The organism is Paenibacillus ginsengihumi DSM 21568, from assembly GCF_000380965.1.
GTDB lineage: Bacteria > Bacillota > Bacilli > Paenibacillales > NBRC-103111 > Paenibacillus_G > Paenibacillus_G ginsengihumi.
This window is the reverse complement of sequence record NZ_KB905618.1, coordinates 1-24,043: the sequence shown is the minus strand read 5'-3', so window position 1 is coordinate 24,043 and position 24,043 is coordinate 1. Positions and strand designations below refer to the sequence as shown.

The 24,043-nt window shown below is 53.4% G+C and carries 21 protein-coding genes and 1 pseudogene; 15 read left to right on the top strand and 7 right to left on the bottom strand.

Going from position 1 to position 24,043, the window contains the following annotated elements:
- The coding region (locus F591_RS33680; RefSeq protein WP_425414373.1) for a DUF6431 domain-containing protein at positions 1–154 on the bottom strand (154 nt) is incomplete at its 3' end.
- A 175-nt stretch (positions 155–329) separates the two neighbouring features.
- Between F591_RS33680 and F591_RS0123265 the strand changes: the two genes are divergently transcribed.
- The 3 genes and pseudogenes from F591_RS0123265 to F591_RS33675 form a co-directional block, all read left to right on the top strand.
- The gene (locus F591_RS0123265; protein WP_019537013.1) at positions 330–596 is read left to right on the top strand and encodes a hypothetical protein; all 267 of its coding nucleotides are present in this window, start codon (positions 330–332) and stop codon (positions 594–596) included.
- 495 nt (positions 597–1,091) lie between these two features.
- Positions 1,092–1,382: a hypothetical protein gene (locus F591_RS31725; RefSeq protein ID WP_156829680.1), complete on the top strand. Its 291-nt coding sequence runs from the start codon at positions 1,092–1,094 to the stop codon at positions 1,380–1,382.
- Between the two features lie 166 nt (positions 1,383–1,548).
- Positions 1,549–1,686 (top strand): annotated as a pseudogene (locus tag F591_RS33675) (IS110 family transposase); the annotation flags it as partial.
- Positions 1,687–2,237: 551 nt separating this feature from the next.
- Here the strand turns inward: F591_RS33675 and dat are convergent.
- Positions 2,238–3,071 carry a D-amino-acid transaminase gene (gene dat, locus F591_RS0123250; protein ID WP_019537009.1) on the bottom strand — a complete coding sequence of 278 codons (834 nt, stop codon included), beginning with the start codon at positions 3,069–3,071 and terminating at the stop codon, positions 2,238–2,240.
- 667 nt (positions 3,072–3,738) lie between these two features.
- Here dat and F591_RS0123245 point away from each other — a divergent pair.
- From F591_RS0123245 to F591_RS0123205, 9 genes are all read left to right on the top strand, one after another.
- Complete coding sequence (locus tag F591_RS0123245; protein WP_019537008.1) at positions 3,739–6,348, top strand: adenosylcobalamin-dependent ribonucleoside-diphosphate reductase; 2,610 nt, start codon at positions 3,739–3,741, stop codon at positions 6,346–6,348.
- A gap of 269 nt (positions 6,349–6,617) precedes the next feature.
- On the top strand, positions 6,618–8,405 hold the full coding sequence (locus F591_RS0123240; protein ID WP_019537007.1) for a sensor histidine kinase: 1,788 nt from the start codon (positions 6,618–6,620) through the stop codon (positions 8,403–8,405).
- A 5-nt stretch (positions 8,406–8,410) separates the two neighbouring features.
- Positions 8,411–9,460, top strand: a complete 1,050-nt coding sequence (locus tag F591_RS0123235; protein WP_245581114.1) for a response regulator — start codon at positions 8,411–8,413, stop codon at positions 9,458–9,460.
- Between the two features lie 106 nt (positions 9,461–9,566).
- Positions 9,567–10,877, top strand: coding sequence for an ABC transporter substrate-binding protein (locus tag F591_RS0123230; RefSeq protein WP_019537005.1), 1,311 nt, complete (start codon positions 9,567–9,569; stop codon positions 10,875–10,877).
- An 85-nt stretch (positions 10,878–10,962) separates the two neighbouring features.
- Positions 10,963–11,847 (top strand): carbohydrate ABC transporter permease, encoded by an 885-nt coding sequence (locus tag F591_RS0123225; protein ID WP_019537004.1) that lies wholly within the window; start codon positions 10,963–10,965, stop codon positions 11,845–11,847.
- Positions 11,844–12,671, top strand: coding sequence for a carbohydrate ABC transporter permease (locus F591_RS0123220; protein ID WP_019537003.1), 828 nt, complete (start codon positions 11,844–11,846; stop codon positions 12,669–12,671). Before F591_RS0123225 ends, F591_RS0123220 begins: the two co-directional genes overlap by 4 nt.
- Positions 12,671–14,674: a beta-galactosidase gene (locus F591_RS0123215; RefSeq protein WP_026326844.1), complete on the top strand. Its 2,004-nt coding sequence runs from the start codon at positions 12,671–12,673 to the stop codon at positions 14,672–14,674. Before F591_RS0123220 ends, F591_RS0123215 begins: the two co-directional genes overlap by 1 nt.
- Before the next feature lie 425 nt (positions 14,675–15,099).
- Positions 15,100–16,104 (top strand): hypothetical protein, encoded by a 1,005-nt coding sequence (locus F591_RS0123210; RefSeq protein ID WP_019537001.1) that lies wholly within the window; start codon positions 15,100–15,102, stop codon positions 16,102–16,104.
- A gap of 5 nt (positions 16,105–16,109) precedes the next feature.
- Positions 16,110–16,373, top strand: a complete 264-nt coding sequence (locus F591_RS0123205) for a hypothetical protein (RefSeq protein WP_019537000.1) — start codon at positions 16,110–16,112, stop codon at positions 16,371–16,373.
- A gap of 67 nt (positions 16,374–16,440) precedes the next feature.
- On the opposite strand, the gene F591_RS0123200 is transcribed toward F591_RS0123205, so the two are convergent.
- A complete protein-coding gene (locus tag F591_RS0123200) occupies positions 16,441–18,507 on the bottom strand; it encodes a molybdopterin oxidoreductase family protein (RefSeq protein WP_019536999.1) in 2,067 nt (688 codons plus the stop codon).
- Positions 18,508–18,915: 408 nt separating this feature from the next.
- Between F591_RS0123200 and F591_RS28865 the strand changes: the two genes are divergently transcribed.
- Genes F591_RS28865 through F591_RS0123185 form a run of 3 tightly spaced genes read left to right on the top strand, consistent with a single transcriptional unit; the run spans position 18,916 to position 20,051 of the window.
- Positions 18,916–19,509 carry a reverse transcriptase domain-containing protein gene (locus F591_RS28865; RefSeq protein ID WP_083935596.1) on the top strand — a complete coding sequence of 198 codons (594 nt, stop codon included), beginning with the start codon at positions 18,916–18,918 and terminating at the stop codon, positions 19,507–19,509.
- Positions 19,506–19,727 (top strand): SMR family transporter, encoded by a 222-nt coding sequence (locus F591_RS0123190; RefSeq protein ID WP_019536997.1) that lies wholly within the window; start codon positions 19,506–19,508, stop codon positions 19,725–19,727. The genes F591_RS28865 and F591_RS0123190 overlap by 4 nt, the downstream gene beginning before the upstream one ends.
- 6 nt (positions 19,728–19,733) lie before the next feature.
- Positions 19,734–20,051, top strand: a complete 318-nt coding sequence (locus F591_RS0123185; protein ID WP_026326843.1) for a DMT family transporter — start codon at positions 19,734–19,736, stop codon at positions 20,049–20,051.
- Positions 20,052–20,291: 240 nt separating this feature from the next.
- Here the strand turns inward: F591_RS0123185 and F591_RS28860 are convergent, their stop codons facing one another.
- The 4 genes from F591_RS28860 to F591_RS0123170 form a co-directional block, all read right to left on the bottom strand.
- The gene (locus F591_RS28860; RefSeq protein WP_051109248.1) at positions 20,292–21,449 is read right to left on the bottom strand and encodes a glycosyltransferase family 2 protein; all 1,158 of its coding nucleotides are present in this window, start codon (positions 21,447–21,449) and stop codon (positions 20,292–20,294) included.
- A 16-nt stretch (positions 21,450–21,465) separates the two neighbouring features.
- Complete coding sequence (locus tag F591_RS33755) at positions 21,466–22,206, bottom strand: alpha-helical endospore appendage domain-containing protein (protein WP_483823576.1); 741 nt, start codon at positions 22,204–22,206, stop codon at positions 21,466–21,468.
- A 37-nt stretch (positions 22,207–22,243) separates the two neighbouring features.
- A complete protein-coding gene (locus F591_RS0123175; RefSeq protein ID WP_169445879.1) occupies positions 22,244–23,329 on the bottom strand; it encodes a glycosyltransferase family 2 protein in 1,086 nt (361 codons plus the stop codon).
- A gap of 138 nt (positions 23,330–23,467) precedes the next feature.
- Positions 23,468–24,043, bottom strand: a 576-nt coding sequence (locus F591_RS0123170) for an exosporium glycoprotein BclB-related protein (RefSeq protein WP_019536993.1), incomplete at its 5' end; no start/stop codon positions are given.

The following is a 24,043-nucleotide window of genomic DNA, read 5'->3' as shown; positions in this document are numbered from 1 at the left end:
ACCGGCGGATGGAGAGCACGCGACGATCCCCGCTTTCGCTCACTAGTTTCCGCCGCCGACTGCCGATCACACTAAGCGCTTCTCCACAACAAGGTGAGGGGACCAACTCTGCACATTGAACTGAAAACGCCGGGAGTCTTCTCAACCAGCTCATACTCTGTTACAATGATCATGTTGGGTAGGGGATGCATCCCGTGAGCCTGTTGCTGCAGGCCCACATAAAAGGGAAGCATCCTTTTCCTTTTCTGTGATACGGTCATTATATTCAGCAACTTCCGGACAGGCAATCCCATCAGCAATTGGACGTTATGCTTCAGCGGTAACAGTGAATGAATAACGGGATACCTCAAAAATATCAAGGCGTGATGCGCGATCTGTTGCAGAAATTTAAGGGCACAGGCAAACGAATTGAACTGATTACGGAGAAGGGAGCCTATACGATGCAGGCCAACAAGAGCAGCGATAGCTTTGTAATTGAGATCGTAGACGATAGTGAAGTCATTGAAGTTGATGATATAGGCTCAACAGTTGAATTGAGAGTGACAGTTCAGGACGCAGTACGTGAAACGATGAATAGCGTGACAGGCAGAACGTAACCAGAGGGAGGAATAGAGAGATGTTGAACCTAAGTCCCGAAGCATTAGAAGCACGTCGGGAATACAGAAGACAGTATGAGCGAGAATATCGGCGCAAATGGCGGCAGAAGCCGGAGAACCGATTAAAGGAAAAAGAATACGAGCGCAGATACTGGGAACGTAAAGCGAAGCAGTCTAAGGAATAACACATGCAGCCAGGTGCTCTTAGGCTGAGCACCGATTCAAACGTACAACCAAGGACAATCGACCACGAATTGACCCGAATAGAAATCGTTTACAAGGCAGAATATAGAACACCGTTAGCAGAAATGCTACACCATCCACCCGAGCAGAACAAGCACTACTTTGCAGCGGTGATGACGGACTGGGACATCCTTCCAGAGAATCGGGCGGAACAGGCACGTATGCTAATGAAGAAGCGGAGGCGGCGGCAAGGCTGCTAAGAAAGTCGGCTCTGAAGCAGCAGAAGAAGCAGCAGAAAGAACTGTAAAGGAAGTGACAGAGGAAGCAACAGAAAAAGTCGTAAAAGAAACAGCAGAAGAAGTGACTGAAAAGGCCGCGAAAGAATCGGCGGAAAAAGCGACAAAAGAAAAAACCGAAGAAGCGGCTAACGACGCTACGAAAGATTCGTTGGGGAATAAGGGGACGGGTAATTCTGTACAGATACCTCGAACAGGAGCAGAATGGAATGATTACTATAAAAGCAAATATGGAGACGGTAATGTTACATGGGTAACAGAGTTAAAATCTTATGATGATATTCTAAATAATCCCAAAGCTCTATAGGGTAAATCAGCAGATGAAGTTGGAAGAGCTCTTGGAGATGGATGGACGAAAGGTACTTATGGCTCAGCAGGTACTGGATGGAAATTCACGAACGGTGATAAGTCTGTGTTTTAAGCTCGTCAACAGTGCATTGTCTCTGCGTGTCGCGAAGTAGAGATGCAAGGCTCGGAACAAGCAATCGATGATTGCACTGTGTAACAAGCTCATCCGCGTCTTATTCGAGCTTGGTCGAAAACAAAAGCACTATGATTCACGCAAAGTCCTTGGCCCCCATCGGGAGGCTCAAATGCAAATCGCAGCTTAATTGATTCACAGGGCAGCAATTCAACGTTCTGCTTGCTTTATCTACATGTTGATCTTTGACAAACGAAGCACGGATAGGCCGGGAGGAATTATCACCATAAGGGCATCGGCCCCGCAAAGGAGCTTACCTGGCCTCCACCCATATTTTCACTCCTCATCGGCTTTTTCTTCTGCTCTTCTTGTTTAATGCGCCGCATCATACTAAGATGAATCTTTGAATTTCCAACTCGCAGATCCTTCATTCCTACAATTGCAGACGCGGAGTGCGAACATCAACACGGAGTTCGAGGGCCGCCGGCTGAGTATCCTTCTGTAGCACTTCACCGCCGCGGGCCAGAGGGCTCGCGGCGCCCCATCCGCGCAGCTGCTATACCGGCCCAAGCGAGGCGCCTCGGCAGATAGCGTCCTCCGTCCTGCGCCGCCACTTGCCCGCCGCGGACCAGAGCGGCTCGCTGCCGCCCGTTCCAGCGTCCCTGCGCCGCTGCCTGGCCGCAATCTTGCAGCGGAGCGCGTGCCGCTCCAACGTTTCTGCGCTTCCGCGGCCCCCGCGGCTTACAGCCCCGGGATCGTCCGCTCGAACGCTTGCTGCAGCGCGCGGGTGACCGGCCCCGGCCGGCCGGAAGCGACGGGCTGGCCGTCGACGGAGATGACCGGTGTCACCTCGACCGTCGTGCCGGTGATGAAGACTTCGTCCGCATCGCGCAGCTCATCAACTGTAAAGGCCGTTTCGCGGACGGGGATGTCCGCTTCCCGGGCGAGACGCAGCACGACCTTCCGCGTGACGCCGTGCAGGATGAGATGATTGGCCGGATGCGTGCGGATGACGCCGTCCTTGACCATCATGACGTTGGAGGCGCTGCATTCGGTTACGGTGCCGCTGCGGTGGAGAATGACGTCGCTGACGCCGCGGTCGAGCGCGTACTGCTTGGCCATCGTATTCGGCAGCAGGTTGAGCGTCTTCAGATCGCAGCGCAGCCAGCGGATGTCGTCCATCGTCACCGCCGCGATGCCGTCGCGCATCATGCCGGCCGGCCGCTCCAAGACCGTGCAGTAGGCCATAAGAACCGGCTCGGCATGGGCCGGGAACGCATGGGACCGGGGGGCCGGTCCGCGTGTAATCTGCATATAGACGGTCCCCTCCTTCAGCCCGTTCGCCGCGATCAGCTCCTCAAGCCGCGCCGCGAGCTCGGCCGAAGGGCAAGGAAGGGGGAGGCGCACCTCGCGCGCCGTTCGTTCCAGCCTTTCCAAATGAGCCTCCGGCTCGTACAATACCCCGGCGTATACCCGGAACACCTCGTAAATTCCGTCGCCAAAATAATACCCTCTGTCATCAGGCGAAACGGCAACCTGCGATTTGGGCACAAGGCGGTTTTGAAACAAATACATCGTCACATCGTCTCCTTTTAGCCGATAAAATGTGTCGTTTTTTACAGAACGTATGTTTGGTTTCCTCCGATGTATGCTATAATAAGCAGCATAAGCGCCTGTAACGAGCGATTCCTTCCGCCATCGGTCGTCACCTTCGGTGTTGAAATTTTGGTCGGCGGACTGCCGCCAAATTTTCAAGATAAACCGCAATCTTCTCGAAGCAGTCAATCTATGTTACAATGGCTTTTGCTTGCCATTAACTAGGTTATCAAACAGGCCGGCCGGAAGTCAAAAAGGAGCTACCCGCTCTGACCGTTCCTAGCCCGACGAGATGATGCGCTTGGAACGACGGGAGCGCCCGTCGGGTTGCCGGGAGGCGCAGAAATTCTGCTGCATTGCGCGATCATGACGGCGAGCAGCCGACCGCATGCGCTCCTTTCGGAAACGACATCTCTCTTTCGACATCAGCGGCGCGATGGATGGTGTCGAATAATATGAAGTTATGATGAACGAAATAAAGAGAGAGAATGAGAAAAATGCAGCATGTGGCATGCCGCCGCTCGTTTTCTTGGCAAATTCCGCCGCTCGCTTATTAGAAACACTATATATTGTATTGTATAATGATTTACGCATACCAGATATTGTGATTGACAAGTTTGACGATAAAACTCGGGAGGGTGTCGTTTTGAAGACCATGCAGCCTACGAAACTGGAAGGACTCAGCGAAAAAATATTCCTTGACCGCTACGCGATGAAAAATGCCGATACGAGCCTTACGAAAGTCGGCGACACCGTGCTTGTGCTAACGAAGGACGATCCGAAATTTCCTGCCAAAGAAGTCGGCGAGGTGATCGAGCGGCAAGGACGACAGGTGAAGGTGAAGCTTCGGAGCGGCGAAATTGTGGAATCCGCGGTAGAGAAGCTGACGCTTACCCTGGAGAATACGCCCGAACAAATGTGGGACCGTTTGGCTGCGGCCATGGCGTCCGTCGAAACGACCCCTGAGAAGCGCCAGGAATGGACTGAGAAATTCAGATATATTTTGGACGACTGGAAGCTCGTGCCCGGCGGGCGCATCGCGGCCGGCGCCGACGCCAGCGACGAGTTGACGCTGTTCAACTGCTATGTCATTCCGTCTCCGCACGACAGCCGCGGCGGCATCATGGCCACGCTGTCCGAAATGACCGAAATTATGGCCCGCGGCGGCGGCGTCGGCATCAATCTGTCGTCGCTGCGTCCGCGCCGCGCTATCGTGCGCGGGGTGAACGGTTCCTCCAGCGGCGCGGTCTCCTGGGGCGGCCTGTTCAGTTACACGACCGGGCTGATCGAGCAGGGAGGCAGCCGCCGCGGCGCGCTTATGCTCATGATCAACGACTGGCATCCCGATCTGCTCGATTTTATCACCGTCAAGCAGACGATGGGCCAGATCACCAACGCCAACCTGTCGGTGTGCGTAAGCAACAGCTTTATGAAGGCCGTCAAGGAGGATCTCGAGTGGGAGCTCGTGTACCCCGATACGGCCGATCCGGAATACGACGACATTTGGGACGGCGACCTTGCCAAGTGGAAGCAGCTCGGCAAAAACGTCATTACGTACCGCACTTTGCGGGCGCGCGATATTTGGCATACGATCATCGAGTCGGCCTGGAAATCCGCCGAGCCGGGCGTCGTCTTCATGGAATATTACAACGAGATGTCCAACAGCTGGTATTTTAACCCGATCATCTGTACGAATCCTTGCGGCGAACAAGGGCTTCCGGCTTGGGGCGTGTGCAATCTGTCCGCCGTCAATCTGTCCAAGTTCTACGATGAGAAGAACGACGACGTCGATTGGGAAGAGCTCGGTAAGGTGGTTCGTTACTCCGTGCGCTTCCTCGACAACGTCATCGACAAGACGCCGTATCACTTCGAGGAGAACCGGAAAAACCAGCAGGGCGAGCGCCGCATTGGCATGGGCACGATGGGGCTGGCCGAGCTGATGATCAAGCTGAAAATCCGCTACGGCAGCCCGGAATCGCTCGAGTTCCTCGACAAGCTGTACGGTTTTATGGCGCGCGAGGCTTATCTCGCTTCCGCCGATATCGCCGAAGAGAAAGGCTCCTTCGAGCAGTTCGTGGCCGACAAGTTCCTGCAGAGCGGCTTTATGAAAAATATGACGAGCGTCTATCCGGAAGTGGGCGCCGCCATTCAAAGCAAAGGAATGCGCAACGTCACCGTCATCACCCAGGCGCCGACCGGCAGCACCGGCACGATGGTCGGCACGTCGACAGGCATCGAGCCTTACTTCGCTTTCGAATATTACCGTCAAAGCCGTCTCGGCTTCGACAAGCAGCTCGTCCCGATTGCGCAGGCGTGGAAAGACGAGCATCCGAACGAGGAGCTTCCGGACTATTTCGTGACGGCGATGGACTTGTCCGCCGAGGATCATATTCGCGTGCAGGCGGCGATTCAGCGCTGGGTGGACAGCTCCATCTCCAAGACGGCCAACTGCCCGTCCGACTTCACGGTCGAGGAGACGAAGCAGCTGTATGAGCTGGCCTTCGATCTCGGCTGCAAAGGCGTGACGATTTACCGCGACGGCAGCCGCGACGTGCAGGTGCTCAGCACGGAGAAGAAGGAAGACGGCAAGGATGCCGCTTCCGGCCAGTCCGCCGCGGCTGCTCCGGCCGCGGATGCGAAGGCGGCCAAGGAATCGCCGGCGCAGCCGCTTGACTCCTTGAACAAGGCGCTGTCCATCAGTGCCGGCGATTCGCCGGAGCGTCCGTTCGACCGCCAGTACAAGCGCCGTCCGCAAGTGCTGCGCGGCGCGACCTACAAGTTCAATACGCCGCTCGGCATGGCATATATTACGATCAACGATATCGAAGGCAGCCCGATCGAGATTTTCCTGAACGTCGGCAAAGCCGGCTCCGACGTCTTCGCGATGTCCGAAGCGCTCGGCCGCGTCTGCTCGCTGTTCCTCCGCTACGGCGACCACGGCGACAAGGCGCAGCTACTGATCAAGCACCTCAAGGGCATCGGCGGCTCTGGCGCCATCGGCTTCGGTCCGAACCGCGTCGAGTCGATCGCCGACGCCGTCGCCAAAGCGCTGGAGATGCATGTGGATTACGCCGACAACGCCGATCCTTACGTCACGGCAACGCAGGAGGTCGTCATGGAGACGACCGCTCAGTACGCGGTCTCCAAGGACGCCGCCACATCGCTCGATCTGTGCCCCGGCTGCGGCTCCGCCTCGCTGGTCAACAGCGAAGGCTGCAAAAACTGCACCAACTGCGGCTACTCCCGCTGCTCGTAATACTGTCGCTTAAAGAGGCCTTCGGGCCTCTTTTTTTGCCGTCTCAGCAAGCTTGGCTGCGGTAAAGCATTTCGCTCGGGTCCAGAACCGGGGCCGCGTTCGTATCGCGCTCTTTCACCGATCTTGGAATATGGCATTCTATGGAAAAATCGCCGATTCCTCGATCAATCCCCAGGGATTATTAACAAGTTTTTCCAAATTGTAAAACGAAATGAACCGAGTCCGACCTGGGCATGGTTTTGTTCATTAATGGGGGGCACACTACAGCTATGAAACGAGTTTTTCAGCTGATCACCGAACCGTTTCGGCGCAGCATCCGCAACAAGCTTCTTCTTGCTATGATTGTCCTTGCTGCGCTGCCGGTTATCGTCGTCACTGGACTTGCTGCAGAAAACAGCCGGCAATCGATGGAGAATGAGATTCTCGACACGAATCTATCCAGTATCAAATGGACCGGTATTTATCTCGGAGAGCAGTTCAGCCGACTCAACAGCTTGATTTATTCCATTCTGCTGAACGAGCATCTGAATGATTATATCGCGGGAATCGAGGACGACAAACTGTCGAGCCAGCTGGCTACCCAGCGTAATATCACCGATCTGCTAAGATCCGCCTTATACTCGACCAATGCCAACGTGATTAGCGCGGAAATTTATGTGAAGGATAGCGGCAAGCTTTTCCGGGTCAGCTCCGAAGGCAGCGAAATCCGTTCTCCTGCAGGAAATCCTTCGCCGTACAAGGAATTATTTGACGGGAAGAAGTATCTCATGATTCGCACAGACCCAGGGAAGCCGGACCAATTCGAGCTTACCCGAAGCATCAACCGGTTCGAGGACCGTCAGGTTGTAGGCGGTGTGACGCTCGGAGTTCGCTGGGCATACCTGGATCAGACGTTGGCGCTGCTAAATCGCGGCCCGGATGAGACGGTACTGCTTGCCGACGTGAATGGCAGTATAACGTATCAGCAAGGAGACGGGCCGCTTCTATTGCATGCGGCGGAGCTTAGCAAGCTGCCGCACGACCAGCCCGGTTATATGTTTACAGGGGACGCTTACGTCTTCTACAGCCCGATCGAACCGTCCGGGCTCATGCTGATGAAGATCGTTCCCGCAAATACGATTAATCAGAGCGCGCGTTCGACGATGAGCTACGGCTTAATTGTAGGCGGCATCTCCAGCGCGGTTGCTATTCTGATCGCTTGCTATATCGCATATCGCATGTCGCAGCCGATCGTCAGGTTGGCCCGCTACATGCAGGGACTTGGGCCGATTAACAGCAATATCGAACCATCGGACATACCGGTCAGCGGCCGAATCGACGAGATCGGCTGGCTCGAGACCCGTTTTGTGAATATGAGCGGTCGAATCAAGGATCACATTAAGACGGAGTACACGATGACGTTGGAAAAACAGACGGCCGAGCTCAAGGCGCTGCAAGCGCAGATTAACCCGCATTTTTTGCAAAATACGCTTCAAATGATCGGCAGCATGATCTACGCCAAGAAACCGGATGAAGGATATGAGATGATCAGATCGCTCAGTGCCATGTTTAGGTACGTCATTCGCGAAGCGGAGGATATGGCTACCTTGCGGGCCGAGGTCGGCCACCTCCAGCATTACATGCAAATTCAGAAGCAGCGCTACGGCTCGCGGCTCACGTATGCGTTTACGGCCGATGAGGAGATCATGGACTGCAGGCTGCCCAAGCTGACGATACAGCCAATCGTCGAAAATGCCTTTGTTCACGGATTTGACCATAAACCGGGCCAGTGGCGAATCGATGTGGGAATGAGCTTGGAGGGGAAGGAGATTCTTATTCGGGTACGGGACAACGGCATCGGCATTTCCCCAGTGCGTCTCGAGGCTGTCCGCAAGGAGCTTGCAGACTGTGGCAGCTTGCGCAGAAAGGAGGGCCGGATCGGTTTGTACAATGTGGCTTCGCGCATACGCATCCATTACGGCGAGCAGTATGGTGTGGAGATCGAGCAGGCGTGCGGCGGCGGGACGGTTGTCACCATACGGATACCATACGTGCATGAGAGGAGAGAAGAGTCTTGATCAAAGTGATCATTGTCGATGACGAGTCATGGAACCGTCAGTTGATACGCCAATTCGGAGAATGGGAGAAGCTGGGGATGGAAGTGACCGGCGAGGCGGAGGGCGGCTCCGAGGCTGTCCGGCTGCTCGAGATCGTAAAGCCGCAGATCGTGATAACGGATATGCGGATGCCCGGCATAGATGGCGTCGCATTGCTGGAGCTGTTGAACGTAAAATATCCGGCGGTTCGCTCTATTGTGGTCAGCGGGTACGAGGATTTTAAATATACGAAGTACGCAATCCGTTATAAGGCAATGGATTACCTGCTCAAGCCGGTCGATCCGAAGGAACTGAACGACGCCCTTTCCAAATGCAAAGCGGAGATTGAACGCGCAGAGGAAAAAAATAAAACGGCCATTCCAGACCCGGAATGGTCACGGGATGTCGAGGATTTAAAGCAGCGGCTGGCATACCACTTCAATGATCTCAACGCTTCCGGCATTATGGGAACATTCGCCCAGATGGAGCAGGAACAGAGGTTTTCGGCCGAGGGGGCCGCTAGCTTGAAAGCGCGCCTGATGGAGGAGCTGCACGTGCTATTAGCCGCGAATGGAATGGAGGACGAGATGGATCAGCTATTGAAAGATAGCGGGCTGACGATTCCTCATTCTCCATCGCAGATGACGGCCGCAGCGATCTGCAGCGCGTATCTGCGGGCTCTGGACCGGCTTGTGCAGCGGCGAAAGTTCAAAAGAAAGTTAAATCTAGAGGAAGTAAAGCACTTCATCGACCTTCACTTTGAGGAGCCGTTGTCGCTTGAGCGGCTTGCCAGACTGTTTTTCGTCAGCAAGGAATATCTCAGCAAGGCATTTAAGCAGGAGTACGGCCGAAACGTCACCGATTACCTGCTCGAAGTGCGGATGACCAAAGCCCGTATATTGCTGATGGACGAGGAATTATCGATCAAAGCGGTGGCAGAAATGACAGGTTATGAGGATATTTCCTATTTTCACAGGGTATTCAAAAAACGTTTTGGCGTCGCACCAGGCGAGATGCGCCGTAAAAAAGAGGTTTAAAATTATCCAATTCAAAAGGATAAATCCATCCAATTACGCATTACCGTTTCATCGCTATAATGAAAGCGTAAACAAAAAAGCGCTTTAGAAGGAGGTCATCGGAAAGATGAAACGAGCATGGAAAGGTGCGGTCAGTACGGTGCTTGCGGCTGCCCTGCTGGCAGGCTGCGGCGGGAACGGCGGCGGCAACGCGGACAGTTCCAATACCGGGTCAGCTGATGCCGGTTCCGGTAAGCCCAGGAGCGTTACACTAAGGCTGTTCGTTGAAGGACCGCGGTTCAAGGAGTATTTTGACAAGTATATTGAACAGTTCAAGGCAAAGCAGTTAGCGGAAAAGAACATCGAGGTCAATGTGCAGCTTGAGATGCCCCCCACGGAGAACGCTGCGCAGATTCTGAAGACGCGTCTTGCATCCAATGACGCTCCGGATGTGTTCTCGCTTCATGCCATCAATAATATTTCGCAATATAATAAGGCTGGTTACCTGATGGATTTATCCGATCAGCCTTTCGTGGACAAGCTCTTGGATAGCGTCAAGCCAGCCGTCACGAACGAAGAAGGTAAAGTGGTTGCCGTTCCGTTGGAGACGCTGTCGTGGGGCTACCTGTACAACAAGAAGATCTTCTCTGAGCAGGGCATTACCCCCCCGACTACGCTTACCGAAATGAAGGCAGCCGTGGATAAACTGAAGGCAGCCAACATTACGCCGTTCCTGTTGTCGTATAAAGACGCTTCGATTCCTCAGCTGTTCCTGCCGCTTACGGTCGGAGCTTTGGTGAATACTGAAGACAATAAGAAAGATTTCATCGAGCGGATGAATAAAAACGAGGGCTCGTTCAGCGAGATGAAATCGATGTTCGAGGTCATCGATCTCGTGAACAAAAATGGTACGGATAAAGCGCTTGAAGTTGGCGCCGACGATGGCGCTGCGGCATTTGCGCAAGGCAAAGCGGCTATGTGGGTGGAAGGCCCATGGTACGCCGAGTCGATTCTTAAGTCTAATCCGGATATGGAATTCGGTGTAGCCCCGCTGCCGATCAACGATAACCCGGAGGCGACGATGATCAACCTGAGTGTTTCTACATCGCTCGCCGTCTATTCCGGCAGCAAGAACAAGGAAGTGGCTATCGACTTCGTAAACTATATTCTGGACGACAAGGACTCGAATGCTTTCTTTGAATCGCTGAAGTTCAACCCGGTCGCTACGGTTCACACTTTCGAGAGCTATCCGTGGATCAAAGAAGCGAGCGAATACGTGAAACAGGGCAAAGCTTATCAAGACCCGCGTATTCCGCAAAGCGTGAAGGACGAAGTCGGCAAAGCGCTGCAATCTTATTTTGCGGGTCTAATGACGCAGGATGAAGTGATGAAGGCGCTCGACAAGACGTGGCAGTCAAGCAATAAAGTCAATAAATAAGCGAGGATAAGCGGGATGGAGGGCGGGGTCTCCTCACGGACTCCGTCCCGACTTCATTCTCATAAGGATAAAGGGGAGAGAAGCAGTGGAACTGAAGGGCTCCAAGAAATACTTGTCGCTGGCTGCTTTCGTAACACCCGCTCTGATACTGTATACATTATTTCTACTGATTCCAACGATTGGCGGGATTTACTATAGCTTTACCGATTGGGACGGACTCAATCAGGATTACAATTTTATTGGCTTCGGCAATTTCGTTGAAGCGCTGCGGGATGATCCCGATTTCTTGCATTCGCTCTGGTTTACGATGAAATATGTTGTGTTTATGATCGTACTGCAGAATGGGCTAGCTCTGCTTCTGGCCGTCTTTATTGAGACGAGACGCAGAACGAAGGGACTGTTTCGGACAGTGCTCTTCATGCCTAATATGATCAGCATTATCATTAGCGCATTCATGTGGACGTTCGTATTCTCTCAGGTATTGCCGCAACTTGCTGTGAAGACGGGGCTGATGTTCCTTGATCAGTCGTATCTTGGCGATCCGAAAGTATCCTTTTTCTCCATTTTGATTGTATCGCTCTGGAATGGTGTAGGCTATCTCATGATCATTTATCTTGCTGCGATGCAAGGCGTACCGCAATCGATGAAGGAAGCAGCCATGATCGACGGGGCGACTCCGTTTCAGTCCTTCTTCAAGGTCACGCTTCCGATGATTGCGCATGCGATTACGATCTGTCTGTTCCTGACGCTGAACAATGCGTTTAAAGTGTACGAGGTCGTGTTTGGCTTAACAGGCGGAGGCCCGGGCCGGGCTACCCAGGTCATTACGATGAACATCTACGAGGAGGCGTTCTCGAACAATTTCCGTTACGGCTATGCCAATGCGAAATCGGTCATCCTGTTCGTCATGATTTTGATTTTTACCTTGATTCAGATCAAAATGACGAAGAAAAGAGAGGTGGAAGCATGAGGGCGAAAAGAATACCGAATCTGTTTATCCTTGCCGTTCTTGTGGTTTCCTCCGCGATCGCCCTTTTCCCGATCTATATGGCGGTTATCAACTCTTTGAAGACGCAGGGCGAGATGTTCGAATCGTTTCTTTCGTTGCCGACAAGCCTTCATTTTGAAAACTACAGTCAGGCTTTCGTCAAGCTTGATCTTCTGCATAGCGCTTTGAACTCCGTGATTGTATCCGCGATTGGCATCGGCGGCATTGTCTTCTGCGCTTCGCTGGCCGGATACAAGCTGTCCCGGACGAGCGGGAAGGTGAGCAACTTTCTCTTTTTTCTGTTCGTCGCTTCGATGCTGGTTCCGTTCCATTCGATCATGATTCCGCTGACCCGGATGGCCAAAGAGCTGCATGTCCAAGGCACGTCCTACGGGCTGGGCGTTATCTATATCGGACTGGGTGTCAATATGGCTGTTTTTCTATATCACGGCTTCGTTAAAACGATACCGCGAGAGCTGGAGGAATCTGCGGAAATAGATGGCTGCCATCCATTCCAGACTTTTTTTCAAATTATATTTCCGCTATTGCTTCCGATCACTGTCACTATCGCCATTCTCGATTTTCTGTGGATATGGAATGATTTCCTGCTTCCGCTGTTGATGCTCACGGACGAGAATTCCTATACGCTGATCATCTCGACGAACAAGTTGTTCGGCGAATACCACAAGGAATGGTCGCTGATTTTGGCGGCGCTCGTGCTGACGGCGATTCCGGTTGTGTTGATTTTTATCTTTTTCCAACGTTTTATTATGCAGGGTATTGTGGAAGGAGCGGTTAAGGGATGATTGGCCAGCTTTTATACGGTGTAGCGTATTATATCGAATATATGCCTTATGACAGATTGGACGAAGATATCCGGATGATGAAGGAAGCCGGTATCAATGTCGTTCGTATCGCAGAATCGACTTGGAGCACGTACGAACCGCAGAGCGGCGTGTTCGATTTCAGTTCTGTGGATCGGGTGCTGGACGCCATGCACGCTGCTGGCATCCACGTCATTGTCGGCACACCGACCTACGCGATTCCAACGTGGATGGTCAAGGAGCATCCCGATGTGCTTGCCGTTACGAAGTTGGGCCCAGGTAAATACGGCGCCAGACAGATCATGGATATTACGCATCCAACCTATCTGTTCTATGCGGAGCGGATTATCCGCAAGCTGATCTCGCACGTGGCGGGACATCCGGCGGTCATCGGCTATCAGACGGACAATGAGACGAAGCATTATGACACGGCCGGTCCGAATGTGCAGCTGCAGTTCATCAAATATATGCGGGATAAATTCGGTTCGCTGGATGAGATTAACCGGCGGTTTGGCCTCGATTACTGGAGCAACCGCATCAACAGCTGGGAGGACTTCCCCTCCGTCATCGGCACTATCAACGGCAGTTTAGGCGCTGAGTTCGCGCGATTCCAGCGGAAGCTGGTGACGGACTTCCTCGCTTGGCAAGTTTCTATCGTGAACGAATACAAGCGGCCTGACCAATTCGTTACGCAAAATTTCGACTTCGAATGGCGCGGGTATTCGTATGGCGTTCAACCGTCGGTTGACCACTTCGCAGCAGCGGTGCCGTTCGATATTGCAGGCGTCGATATTTATCATCCGTCGCAGAGTGAGTTGACCGGTATCGAGGTATCATTCGGCGGGGACATGGCGCGATCCTTGAAACGGGCGAATTACCTCGTCCTTGAGACACAGGCGCAAGCGTTCCCGCACTGGACGCCGTATCCCGGCCAACTTCGATTGCTGGCGTTCAGCCATATCGCCTCGGGCGCTTCCATGGTTGGTTACTGGCACTGGCACTCGATTCACAACTCGTTAGAGACTTACTGGAAGGGCTTGCTCAGTCACGATCTGCAACCGAATCCGGTTTACGACGAAGCGAAAACGATCGGCCGTGATTTTGCCCGACTCTCGGACGAACTGATCGGATTGCAAAAGAGCAATCGTGTTGCGGTCATGGTCAGCAACGAAGCGCTGACGGCGATGGAATGGTTCAAGCTTCCTGACGGCCGCAACTATAATGATGTCGTCCGGCGGATGTATGACGAGCTTTATAAAATGAATGTGTCCTGCGACTTTATCCACCCGTCTTGCGAATATTTGGACGATTACAAACTGATCGTCGTGCCTGCGCTCTACGCGGTGTCGGACGAAGCGCTGGAGCGGCTGAATGCTTACACGGCGAGAGGCGGCCATGTCGTCTACTCCTTCAAGAGCGGCTTCACAGACGATACGGTGAAGGTGCGGACGACGAGCCAGCCGGGCATTATTTCTGAGGCCTGCGGCGTAACGTACAGCCTGTTCGTCGAGCCGAAGGGAGTGGGACTTGCGGGCAAGCTGTTCGACGGCGCGGAGGAAGAAGGGACGGTTGAAAGCTTTATGGAACTGCTGACACCCGTCTCGGAAGAAGTGGAAGTGCTTGCTTCCTACATCCATCCGCATTGGGGGCAATATGCGGCGGCAACGCGCAACCGATATGGCAGGGGAACTGCGACGTATATCGGCGGCTTGTTCGATGCCTCTTCCATGCGGCGTGTGCTGCAGTCGGCCGTCGAGGCGGCGGGGTTATGGGGAGCGGACCAGCAGCTGGCGTTTCCATTGATCGTGAAAACGGGCGTGAACGCAGCAGGCAGAACGATCCGGTTCTACTTCAACTATTCCGACGATGCGCAGACATTCATTTATCCTTATGAAAACGGGAAAGAGCTGCTGTCCAATGAAAGTGTAGAGCAAGGCGGGGAGGTCCCTATCGATCCGTGGGGAGTTCGAATTATATCGCAATAAGAGCGGGAAACTCATGCTGCCACGACTTTTGCGTTATGGCTAGCGTGAGTTTGTGTATGTATGATAGATGCCTGTGACGAGCACTTCCTTCGTCATCGGTCGTCACCTGCGGTGCCTGAAAATTCGCCGGAGGGTTCCGTCCAACCGGTTGCGCTTGAGGGACGGCTTTGCCTGCGAAATGTTCAACACGAAAGTGACGAGCGATAACGTAAGGCAGCGTTCGTCATGGGCGTCTATTGTTCGGTTCATAAGGGAAATATTGCATATTTGGAAAAGTCCAAAGAAACCTGCATGCGCGTCCGGCACCGGTGTCCGCTATGCGGGCCGCCCGTCTTGCTAGTATTTGCCTGCAGGCTCTATTTCCAGTATTATCAGAAGAAGGCGGCATTGTTTTTGTACTTATTCGTAAAGGTGGTCAAGACACATTGGGACAAAGAGCGAACCTCGTTATCGTGAAGCAAGACGGATATGATCTGTATTATGATCACTGGTGCGCCAACACGCTTCCCTGCGATTTGTTTTGGGGACCGCAGCAAGCTGTCTCATTCATTGAGGCTCAAACCAAGGTCGGCGAGAAAGAGTGGTTGGACGATGTTTGGGCGGAAGGCGCTGCGCTCGTCGATGCGGAGAACAAGCTGCTGTTATTTTTTGGCGGCGAGGATGAGATGTGGAACATTCATTATCGAAGACTTTTTCTGAAGCTTATGCAGAAAGTTTGGGGCGAATGGGAGCTTCGCTGGGCCGACGAAGGGATCGTCGATATTGCGGAATACGTCGGGGTGCCGAGAGAAACGGTGTTATCCAGCAGACGCGATGATTTGGCCGATGCCAGTCTGGAGCCTCCCGAGGATAAAGAATGGCTCGATACCCTGGTCAGCATCGCATTCGATGACGGAGAGACGCTGATCTTTCCTCACTCTGGCGGCATCGTAGGCGTTTTGCTGCATGGGCCGGAGCTGCTGAGGAACTGCAATCGAGCTTTTGGCTACAAGCAGTTTCGGATTCAGGACTGGACCAGGGAGTTTCCTTCTTCCGGGGTACATATCGATGCCAATAGCAAGCAGATCGATCTGTGGCATACAGAACCGATATCCAATCTGGTTCAGTTGCTCCAGCCGCTATGGCCTGATTGGCAGATTCGCAATCATAGCGATCGTTATGAAGTACAGATCGAAAGGACGGCAGGCCGGCTTTATTTTCCGGAGGTGGATCAGAAGGAGCTGCTCAGCAGCATCACTTCATCCCTTTTGCGCGAGCCGTCCAATCCGTTGGATTCATTGGCTTCTTTGGTCGAAACGTTGCAGAAGGAAGGCAAGGAATTCAGCGTCAGCGAGCATGCTTATATGCATGAGAACGTCGATGTCCCGGAGAACTCTCGCGAACGCATTGTGCAATACGCCTTGTCCGCCCTTGAGAAGGAAGGGGAGTAACCGACTTGGCGCCAGAAAGGGGAGCCGCCAGAAGCGGAACGATCGGCTCGGTGCAAGAAGGGGAGCCGCAGAAGCGGGACGATCAGTTCGGCGCCAGAAAGGGAGCCGCAGAAGCGGGACGATCAGTTCGGCGCCAGAAAGGGGAGCCGTCAGAAGCGGAACGATCGGCTCGGTGCAAGAAGGGGAGCAGCAGAAGCGGAACGATCGGCTCGACGTCAGGAAGAGCTGCCAGAAGGGAGCGAGCGATCCGGCCCCCGGAAGGGGAGTAACCGGCTTGCCGCTCCCATCCGGCCTCCGCGCCGAATTCTTGGGCGTCGTCGTCTTCCCTTTAACCGGTTAGCGGGAAACAGACCGATCAGCGACTGCGGAGAGCCGTTCTACCTGCACCCGTCCCGAGAAAAAGACCGCTCCGCCGCCCATATCGGCGAGCCGGTCCGGCGTAAGCGCGTTGACCAGCGCGCCGCTGTCCGCGCTGTCGGCCCACAGCCCCTGGCTGACGACGACTCCCGGCAGGACGTCGTCCCCGACCGCGGCAACGAATGTGCACTGGCCGCGCTCGTTCCATACTTTGACCTTGTCCCCGTCCGCAATGCCAAGGGCCGCCGCATCTGCCGCATTCATATACAGCCTCGGCGCTTTCTCCATGCGGACATGCTTCTCATTGTTGGAAAACGTGGAATTCAAAAAATGGTGATTCGGGCCGGGAACGAAGAGAAACGGCAGTTCCCCGTCCTCCGCGAGCGGTGTATAGACTGGCAGCGGCGGGTATCCGTCGTGTTCCATCGCTAGGGAATACAGCTCGATCTTCCCGCTCGGCGTCGGCAATTTCCCCGGAAATAGGGGCTGGACGTCCGCCTTCATATACTGCTTCTCCGTCAGCGCCTCATAGGTGATCCCTCTTAGCCGAGGGTTGTTCGGATGATCCAGCGCCTGACGGATCATCTGCTCTTCCGTATCCTCAAAAACATCATCCTCGAAGCCCATGGCCTTGGCCAATAGCCGAAAGACGTCTGCGTTCGATTTGCTTTCCCCATAAGGCTCGATGACGGGCTGTTGAAGCTGCACGTAATGATGCCAGTAGGAGCGGTAAAAGTCCGTATTTTCGAAAGACGATGTTGCGGGCAGCACGATGTCCGCGTAAGAAGCGGTTTCGGTCAAAAACAAATCGTGCACAACGGTAAACAAATCTTCCCGCCCCAGCCCCTGTCTTACTTTGGCTGCGTTCGGCGCGACAAGCGCCGGATTCGAGTTGTATACATACAGCGAGCGAATAGGGGGATCGAGCTCAAGCAGGGCGTTGCCGAGCATGTTCATATTGATCCGCCGGGTCGCTTGTTTTAGCAGATCAGGCCGCTGCAAAGCTATTGCGTTGTGCTCCAGATAGGCGCCGTTCCCTTTGATCGCACCGCCGCCTTTATGGAGCCACTGTCCGGTGAGCGCCGGCAAGCACGAGATCGTCCGGACGAACATGCCGCCGTTATCGTGGTGCTGCGGCCCGTTGCCGATCCGGATGAACGACGGGGAGGTCCGGCCATACATGCGCGCCAGCCGGTAAATATCGCTCTCCGGCACGCCCGTAATCGCCGAGACGGTAGCCGGATCGTACTGCCGGACATGCTCTCGCAATTCTTCGTGCCCGACGGTGTACGTCCGAAGGAACGCTTTATCCGTCATCTGCTCCTCGAACAAGATGTGCATCATGCCGAGCGCGAGCGCCGCATCCGTACCGGGCATGACGGGAATAAACCAATCCGCCCAGCGGCCGGTCCGGTTTTTGTGCACATCGATGACGACGATGGTCGCTCCGTTTTTGCGCGCCTTCTCGGCCAGCATCACCTGATGCATGTTCGTGCTGACGGCATTGATGCCCCACATGATGATCAGCTTCGCGTGGACGGTATCCTCGGGGTCCGTCCCGTAACTTCCGCCCATCGTGTAGCGGTATCCTTCCTTGCCGGCCGCTTCGCAAATCGTATATTGCAGCCGGCTCGCGCCAAGCCGGTGGAAAAAGCGGCGATCCATGCCTTCCGCCGAAATTCGCCCCATATTGCCGTAGAAGCTGTAGGGAAGAATCGCTTCAGCCCCTTCTTTGGCAATCAATGTTTTCCAGCGGGACGAGATCGTCTGCAGCGCTTCTTCCCAGCTGATCCTTTCGAACCGACCTTCGCCCTTGCGGCCGACTCGCTTTAGCGGATAGCGCAGCCGGGCGGGATCGTAAATGCGCTCCGCCATGTTGCGAACCTTGTTGCAGATCGCCCCTTGCGTGACAGGGTGCGCCGGGTCTCCTTCGATTTTGACGATTTTGCCATCCCGCTTATGGACAAGCAGCCCGCACTGATCGGGACAATCCAGCGAGCAGACGGACGGAAATACGCCTGTTGGCCGGTCGATATACGTTCCCATGAGCCTCTCCTTTTTTTGAAAATCGATAAAAATGATGATTCGGTTTTCTAATTATATCATGTTTAAGGTTTAAGGTGCCGCCAACCGGGAAAAAGGTTAGAGGAGACGTACTGTGCCCAAGCGCTCGCCCGGGAAACGACGGCCAACCCGGCCGTAGCCGAAGCGTCACAGTTTTGGCGGCGTCCTATTAGCGATAACGAAGTTATCCGCCCCTGGGCGCCTGGCTGCAATGTCCGCTAACGCCGCTGACATACGGGCTCCATCGGCGGAACGAACAGGTGCCGATAGCATCCCGCCGGGCACGAGCCGGACTCGGATTCCGCGGGGAGAGAGCGATTCCTTGCGTCTAAGGGGAACCCCAAACGGCGCTTTCACGCGTTGTACGACAAAGTGTATCGGGAAGACGTCATGCGGATAGCATGGATACGGGTCAAGGCCAACGGCGGAAGCGCCGGGATCGACCAGGAAACGATTGACTTCATCGTGCGAGAATACGGCGAGGAAAGACTGATCGAGGAATGTCGACAGACGCTCATGAACAAGACCTATCGGGCAAGCCCTGTACGTCGACAGGAGATCCCGAAAGGGGACGGAAAGATGCGACCGCTCGGAATCCCGACGCTGCGCGATCGAGTCATACAGATGGCAACGAAGATCGTCATCGAACCGATCTTCGAAGCGGACTTTCAGGACGTCTCCTTCGGCTTCCGACCCAAACGGAGTGCTGAAGATGCCATTCGGCGCATCCGGGAAACCGCGGAGCGAGAGAAGGTACACTGGGTGGTCGATGTGGATATTACCGGATACTTCGATAACATCCCGCACGACAAGTTGAATAACGTATATCGCCGTTTAATGATCGTATACGGCGATCAGGCCGATGTCCGGATAGTCTCTTCGCCCGGACAAGGCACCGAGATCATGCTAGGCATTCCCTACCGAAGCCATCAAGATCTTGCGGCGACCAGCCCTTCATTGGGCAATTTCCGCCATTCGTCGTGATCATCGCGCTGCTGGTAAGTTTTGACCTGATCTTCCGCACGTCAGGCGCGCTCCCGGTCGCCACCGTTTACGCCGTGTTCGCGGCGATGGGCACGGTAGGAACGACAGCGGCCGAAGCCGTCATGTCGGGAGGAATCAGCCCTCTGAAAGTCCTCATTATTCTGCTACTTCTCTGCATCATCGGATTGAAACTGACCGGCGACAGGGACAGGGGGTAACTTCGGATAGCATGGGTATATCTCGTCGCCGCGGGCTTGTTTGAGATTATCGGAGTCATCGGCATCAAGCGCGTCGCACAAAAAAACAACGTCACCAACAACGTCATTCTGATCGGCGGGTTTGTCATCAGCTTTCAGCTACTGCTCAAGGCGCTCGAAACCATTCCGCTGTCGACGGGCTGCGCGGTCTGGACGGGGGTCGGCACAGTCGGCGGGGCGATCGTGGGGATGCTACTTTACCGCGAATCAAAGTCAGCGCTTAGGCTGCTGTGCATCGCGGGTATTATGGTGTGCATTGCGGCGTTGAAGCTGCTTAAGAGATGAAAAAGAGGAGCCGAAACGCTTCTCTTCGTTTTGATTCATATTTGGGGTCATAGCTTTTCGGGTTCAGAAGCTAACACGAATGTAACAGTCCCCCTTCCAACGGACAATCACTCCGCCCGCTTCTTTCCCGGCTTGATAGCAAAGTCTGTTAACCTTAATCTGGGCAAAAAGAAAGGGCAGTCGCGGCCTGACAAGGATCTCGCCCTGCCGCTTCTCATGCGCCCTTTTTATTCCCTGAGTTCACTCCAGAGGATTGCCCGTTTCCGCCGCCTTTGGCGAAGAGCAATCTTCGGCTTGTTCTTCCGCTGCGCCGGTCGCGAGAAGACTTTGGAAATACCGGCGATTATGCAACATGCTTGGATGATCCGGGAGATACTCCAAGGCCCTCTCATTATGAAGGTTGCCCAAGGAGTATTGCTGTTTTCTTGCGTAACAGACGGCCAATTGCAAATGCGGCATCCATGTCGTCATCGCTTCGTTCCGCAGTCCCATTGAATCTTTGGGGACCGGCAGGAGAATCGCCAGATTGAACCAGTAAATGGCCTGATCGATCTGGTTGCGTTGCAGGAAGTACTCACCCAATCGATAGCAACTTTCTCCGCGAGGCCGATCATATAAAAATGTCCTGCACAGGGAATGAAACACCATACTGCTGTCATTCAACTGTTGGTAGCAGTCCGCCAGTTTCAAGCAAGCCTGGATGTTGTCTTCCATCCAGCCCAAGCCGGTATCCAGGAAGCGATTGTAGAATTCGCAGGCTTCTTCATATACGCGATGATCGCGCAATTCATTGGCGAAATAGTAAAGATCCCGTGGCGAGAAAGTTTCCCCTTTTGCCTGACGAGCACGGTAAATTCGCAAGTTCCTGTCGGTATAGCTTTTATGTTTGGAATGTGTGATGCACACATCACTGTGATTGACAGGGCCGTATACCTCCAGATACTCATGTACGGCCCCGACCCATTTGAAATTGCAGGACCGTTTCACGAGCCGGTTGCGTCGCAATATTGTTGTCGGCTTGCCGGAAGCGTCCAATCCAAGGTGATAAGGCATGGTTACCGTATTGTAGTGGGGCTTCAATGACTGCTTAAGCTCTTGCAGGCGTTGAGCGTCCTCTGTTCGCAAAATGTCATCCGCATCCAACCACATGATATATTCCTTTGTTGCCTTACTGAATGCGAAATTCCGTGCAGCAGCAAAATCGTCAATCCATTCGAAATCGTATACTGCGGCACCGAAGTCCAATGCAATTTCTTTCGTGCGGTCGACGGAACCCGTATCTACAATGATGATTTCCTCCACCAAAGGAGCTGCGGAGGAAAGGCATCTTTCCAACACGGCTTCCTCATCCCTTACAATCATGCATAAACTGATTGAGATCAAAACAAATTCCCCCATGCGGCAATATCTTAGATTACAATAACGGCCGTGTCCTGAGCCTGCATGACGATAACAATTTCTTGTTTGAAAAAATACGCAGTCGTCTCGAGGATTTAACTTTGGCTCTCCGTCCTTTCAATGAGCGGGGAACCATGCGTTTTTTCTTCACAATTTTGCAAAAAATGATTTTGCCCCTTTCGCTGTGAATAATGATCGTCACATTTTTCAATATCCGTTTGTCGCTCCGGCAAACTCTATACACACGGCGGCATTTACGAAGAAGGCACTTTTTTCGTTGTCGACGCAAGGTCGGTTTCTTGACGCACCGTCTTCTCCTCTTGTACTTTTTGCATAATGTCCTCCTGAATACCTTGTTCAAACGGCGGTATTTGTGTGTACGATCCTCCCAGTCATCTTTGATGTATGGAGATGAAGGCGCAATGTAGGGTGGGTCGGGTGACGGGTCGGGAGACGGGTTAGGTGATGGGTCGGGAGGAGGATCAGGCGGCAGCTTGCTGAAAGCTTTTACAGTTTCGAGTTTGGACTGCAGGAGCATTTCAAGCCTCAATAATTCTTTGATGGTATCGTGCACACTGCAGTTGATTCGATGGATTTCCTCAAGTTTCGGAGGAGCATGCGTTTTATTGTGAAGAATTCTCAGTACATATAGTATCTTCTTGGCTTCTGCATCGATAATATGGCTGATGCCCATTTCTTGCATTGCAATTGAGGCCAATATCATGTTGACACTGTCTTCTCTTGTTAGAGATATCAATGGAGTAATGTCAGGTATTGATGGTCGGGACAATGATTCATTCCTCCTTTCCTTGTAATTGTTGCAATTGTACTGACGCTGCTTTGTAATTTGGAGACAACTCCAGCGCCTTATTGAAGGCTTCCCTGGCTTTCTCAGCTTGCCCGAGCCGCTGATGGCAACGGCCAATATAATACCAGGCATGAAAACTTCCGGCGCCAAACGATGTCAAATGAACCAGGTTTCCATTTCCAAGCCGCAAGCAATGTTGGAATACTTCCAAGGCTTGTTCCGGCTCATTTAGCTGCAACAGAATGATCCCTTTAAACAAATGCAGATCGACATAATCCGGATAAAGCTGCAACGCGGCATTAATGCCAATCGCACTTTCCTCATATAATCCCGTTTCGATGAGAATGGTGTACTTTAAACGATAAAATAAGGATGGCGGCAACATCTGTTTTTGCAGAAAACGGAGCATGGACTTGTGGAGACTTGCCAAAGCTTTCCCGGGCTCCCCCAGACGATACCATTCACTGGCCATATGATAATCCAGCCAAGGATCATAATCTTGTTCGCGTTGAATGGCCGCTTTCAGCAGTTGAAGATTGCGCTGCGATTTTTGTTTTTCTTGTACGGGATCTTTCATGTATCCGTAATGGTGAATGATTGTGGGAAGGTGCGCTGCGGAGTTTTCCGTGATTTCAGGAATGCGGATAAGCTGTTCATGAATCGCATTATGGAATCGTAACTTCGGAGAGTTTCGAAACAGTCGAAATTGCAATAATCGATTGGTTCGAGCCGGATCCGCCGGTTCTTCACCGTAGTAGTTCAGAACAGGAAGGGAAGCCAGCCATTTGTCGGATACGAGAATATCGCGTATCGCATGACGATGGGATTCATCCATGCGCTCGTCCGCATCCATCCACAAAATCCAGTCGCCTGAAGCTTGCTCAATACTGTAGTTTCTTGCTTCGGCAAAGTGGTGGTTCCACACATAATGAAATACTTTTGCCCCGCATTCGACCGCCAGGGCCGGTGTCGAGTCAACAGAGCCGGTATCCACCACGATCATCTCATCCACAACTTCCCGGACACTGTCTAAACACGAAGTGATCCATTTCTCCTCATCACGCACGATCATGCACAATGACAACCTGGGATTTGCGGTCATATTCATTCCTCCGGAAGCGCCCAATTATTCATAATACTCCTTGGCACTTTATTAACAAAATGTGTCTCTCTGCACCACAACGGTGCAGAGAGACTAGCTGCCCATGAATTAGCTTATCGCAATACCGCCGCTGGCATAGCCCGCAAGGGTTACAGCAAGCGAGGAAGTCGCTGAAAAGACCGCGAGAATACGGGTTTCGGCAGATACCGGAATGTTCAGGCCAGTCGCAATGATCGATGTGGTGTCACCAATATTGATGATGCCGGGCAAAACATCTGTTACAACAGCACCCGGGATCGGTGCAAAGATATTGCTGTCGGGAGCTGTTGAAGCGAACAATTGCATGCTCAGATTAATATTGGCCAAAAGGGAGAGTGCCGCTGTAACGCTGAAAAAAGCGGAAATGGAAGTGATGATCCCGTCTCTCGGCATTTGGAAAGCGAAGTTTGTGGCAATTCCCGCACCGCCAACGAGGCTGATATTGCCCCCGACAAGACTTACGCCGGTAAAGCTTGCTCCAAAACCTACGAGAGAAGTGGTGCCAACCAAGTTTCCGATCAGACCCGTAAGCGTGACCGGCAATCCCGATGCCAAGGGAATGATTGCACTGGAGCCAGGGGCTCCTGTCGGCCCGGTCGGACCTGTCTCACCCGTAGCGCCTGTGGCACCCGTCGGCCCGGTCGG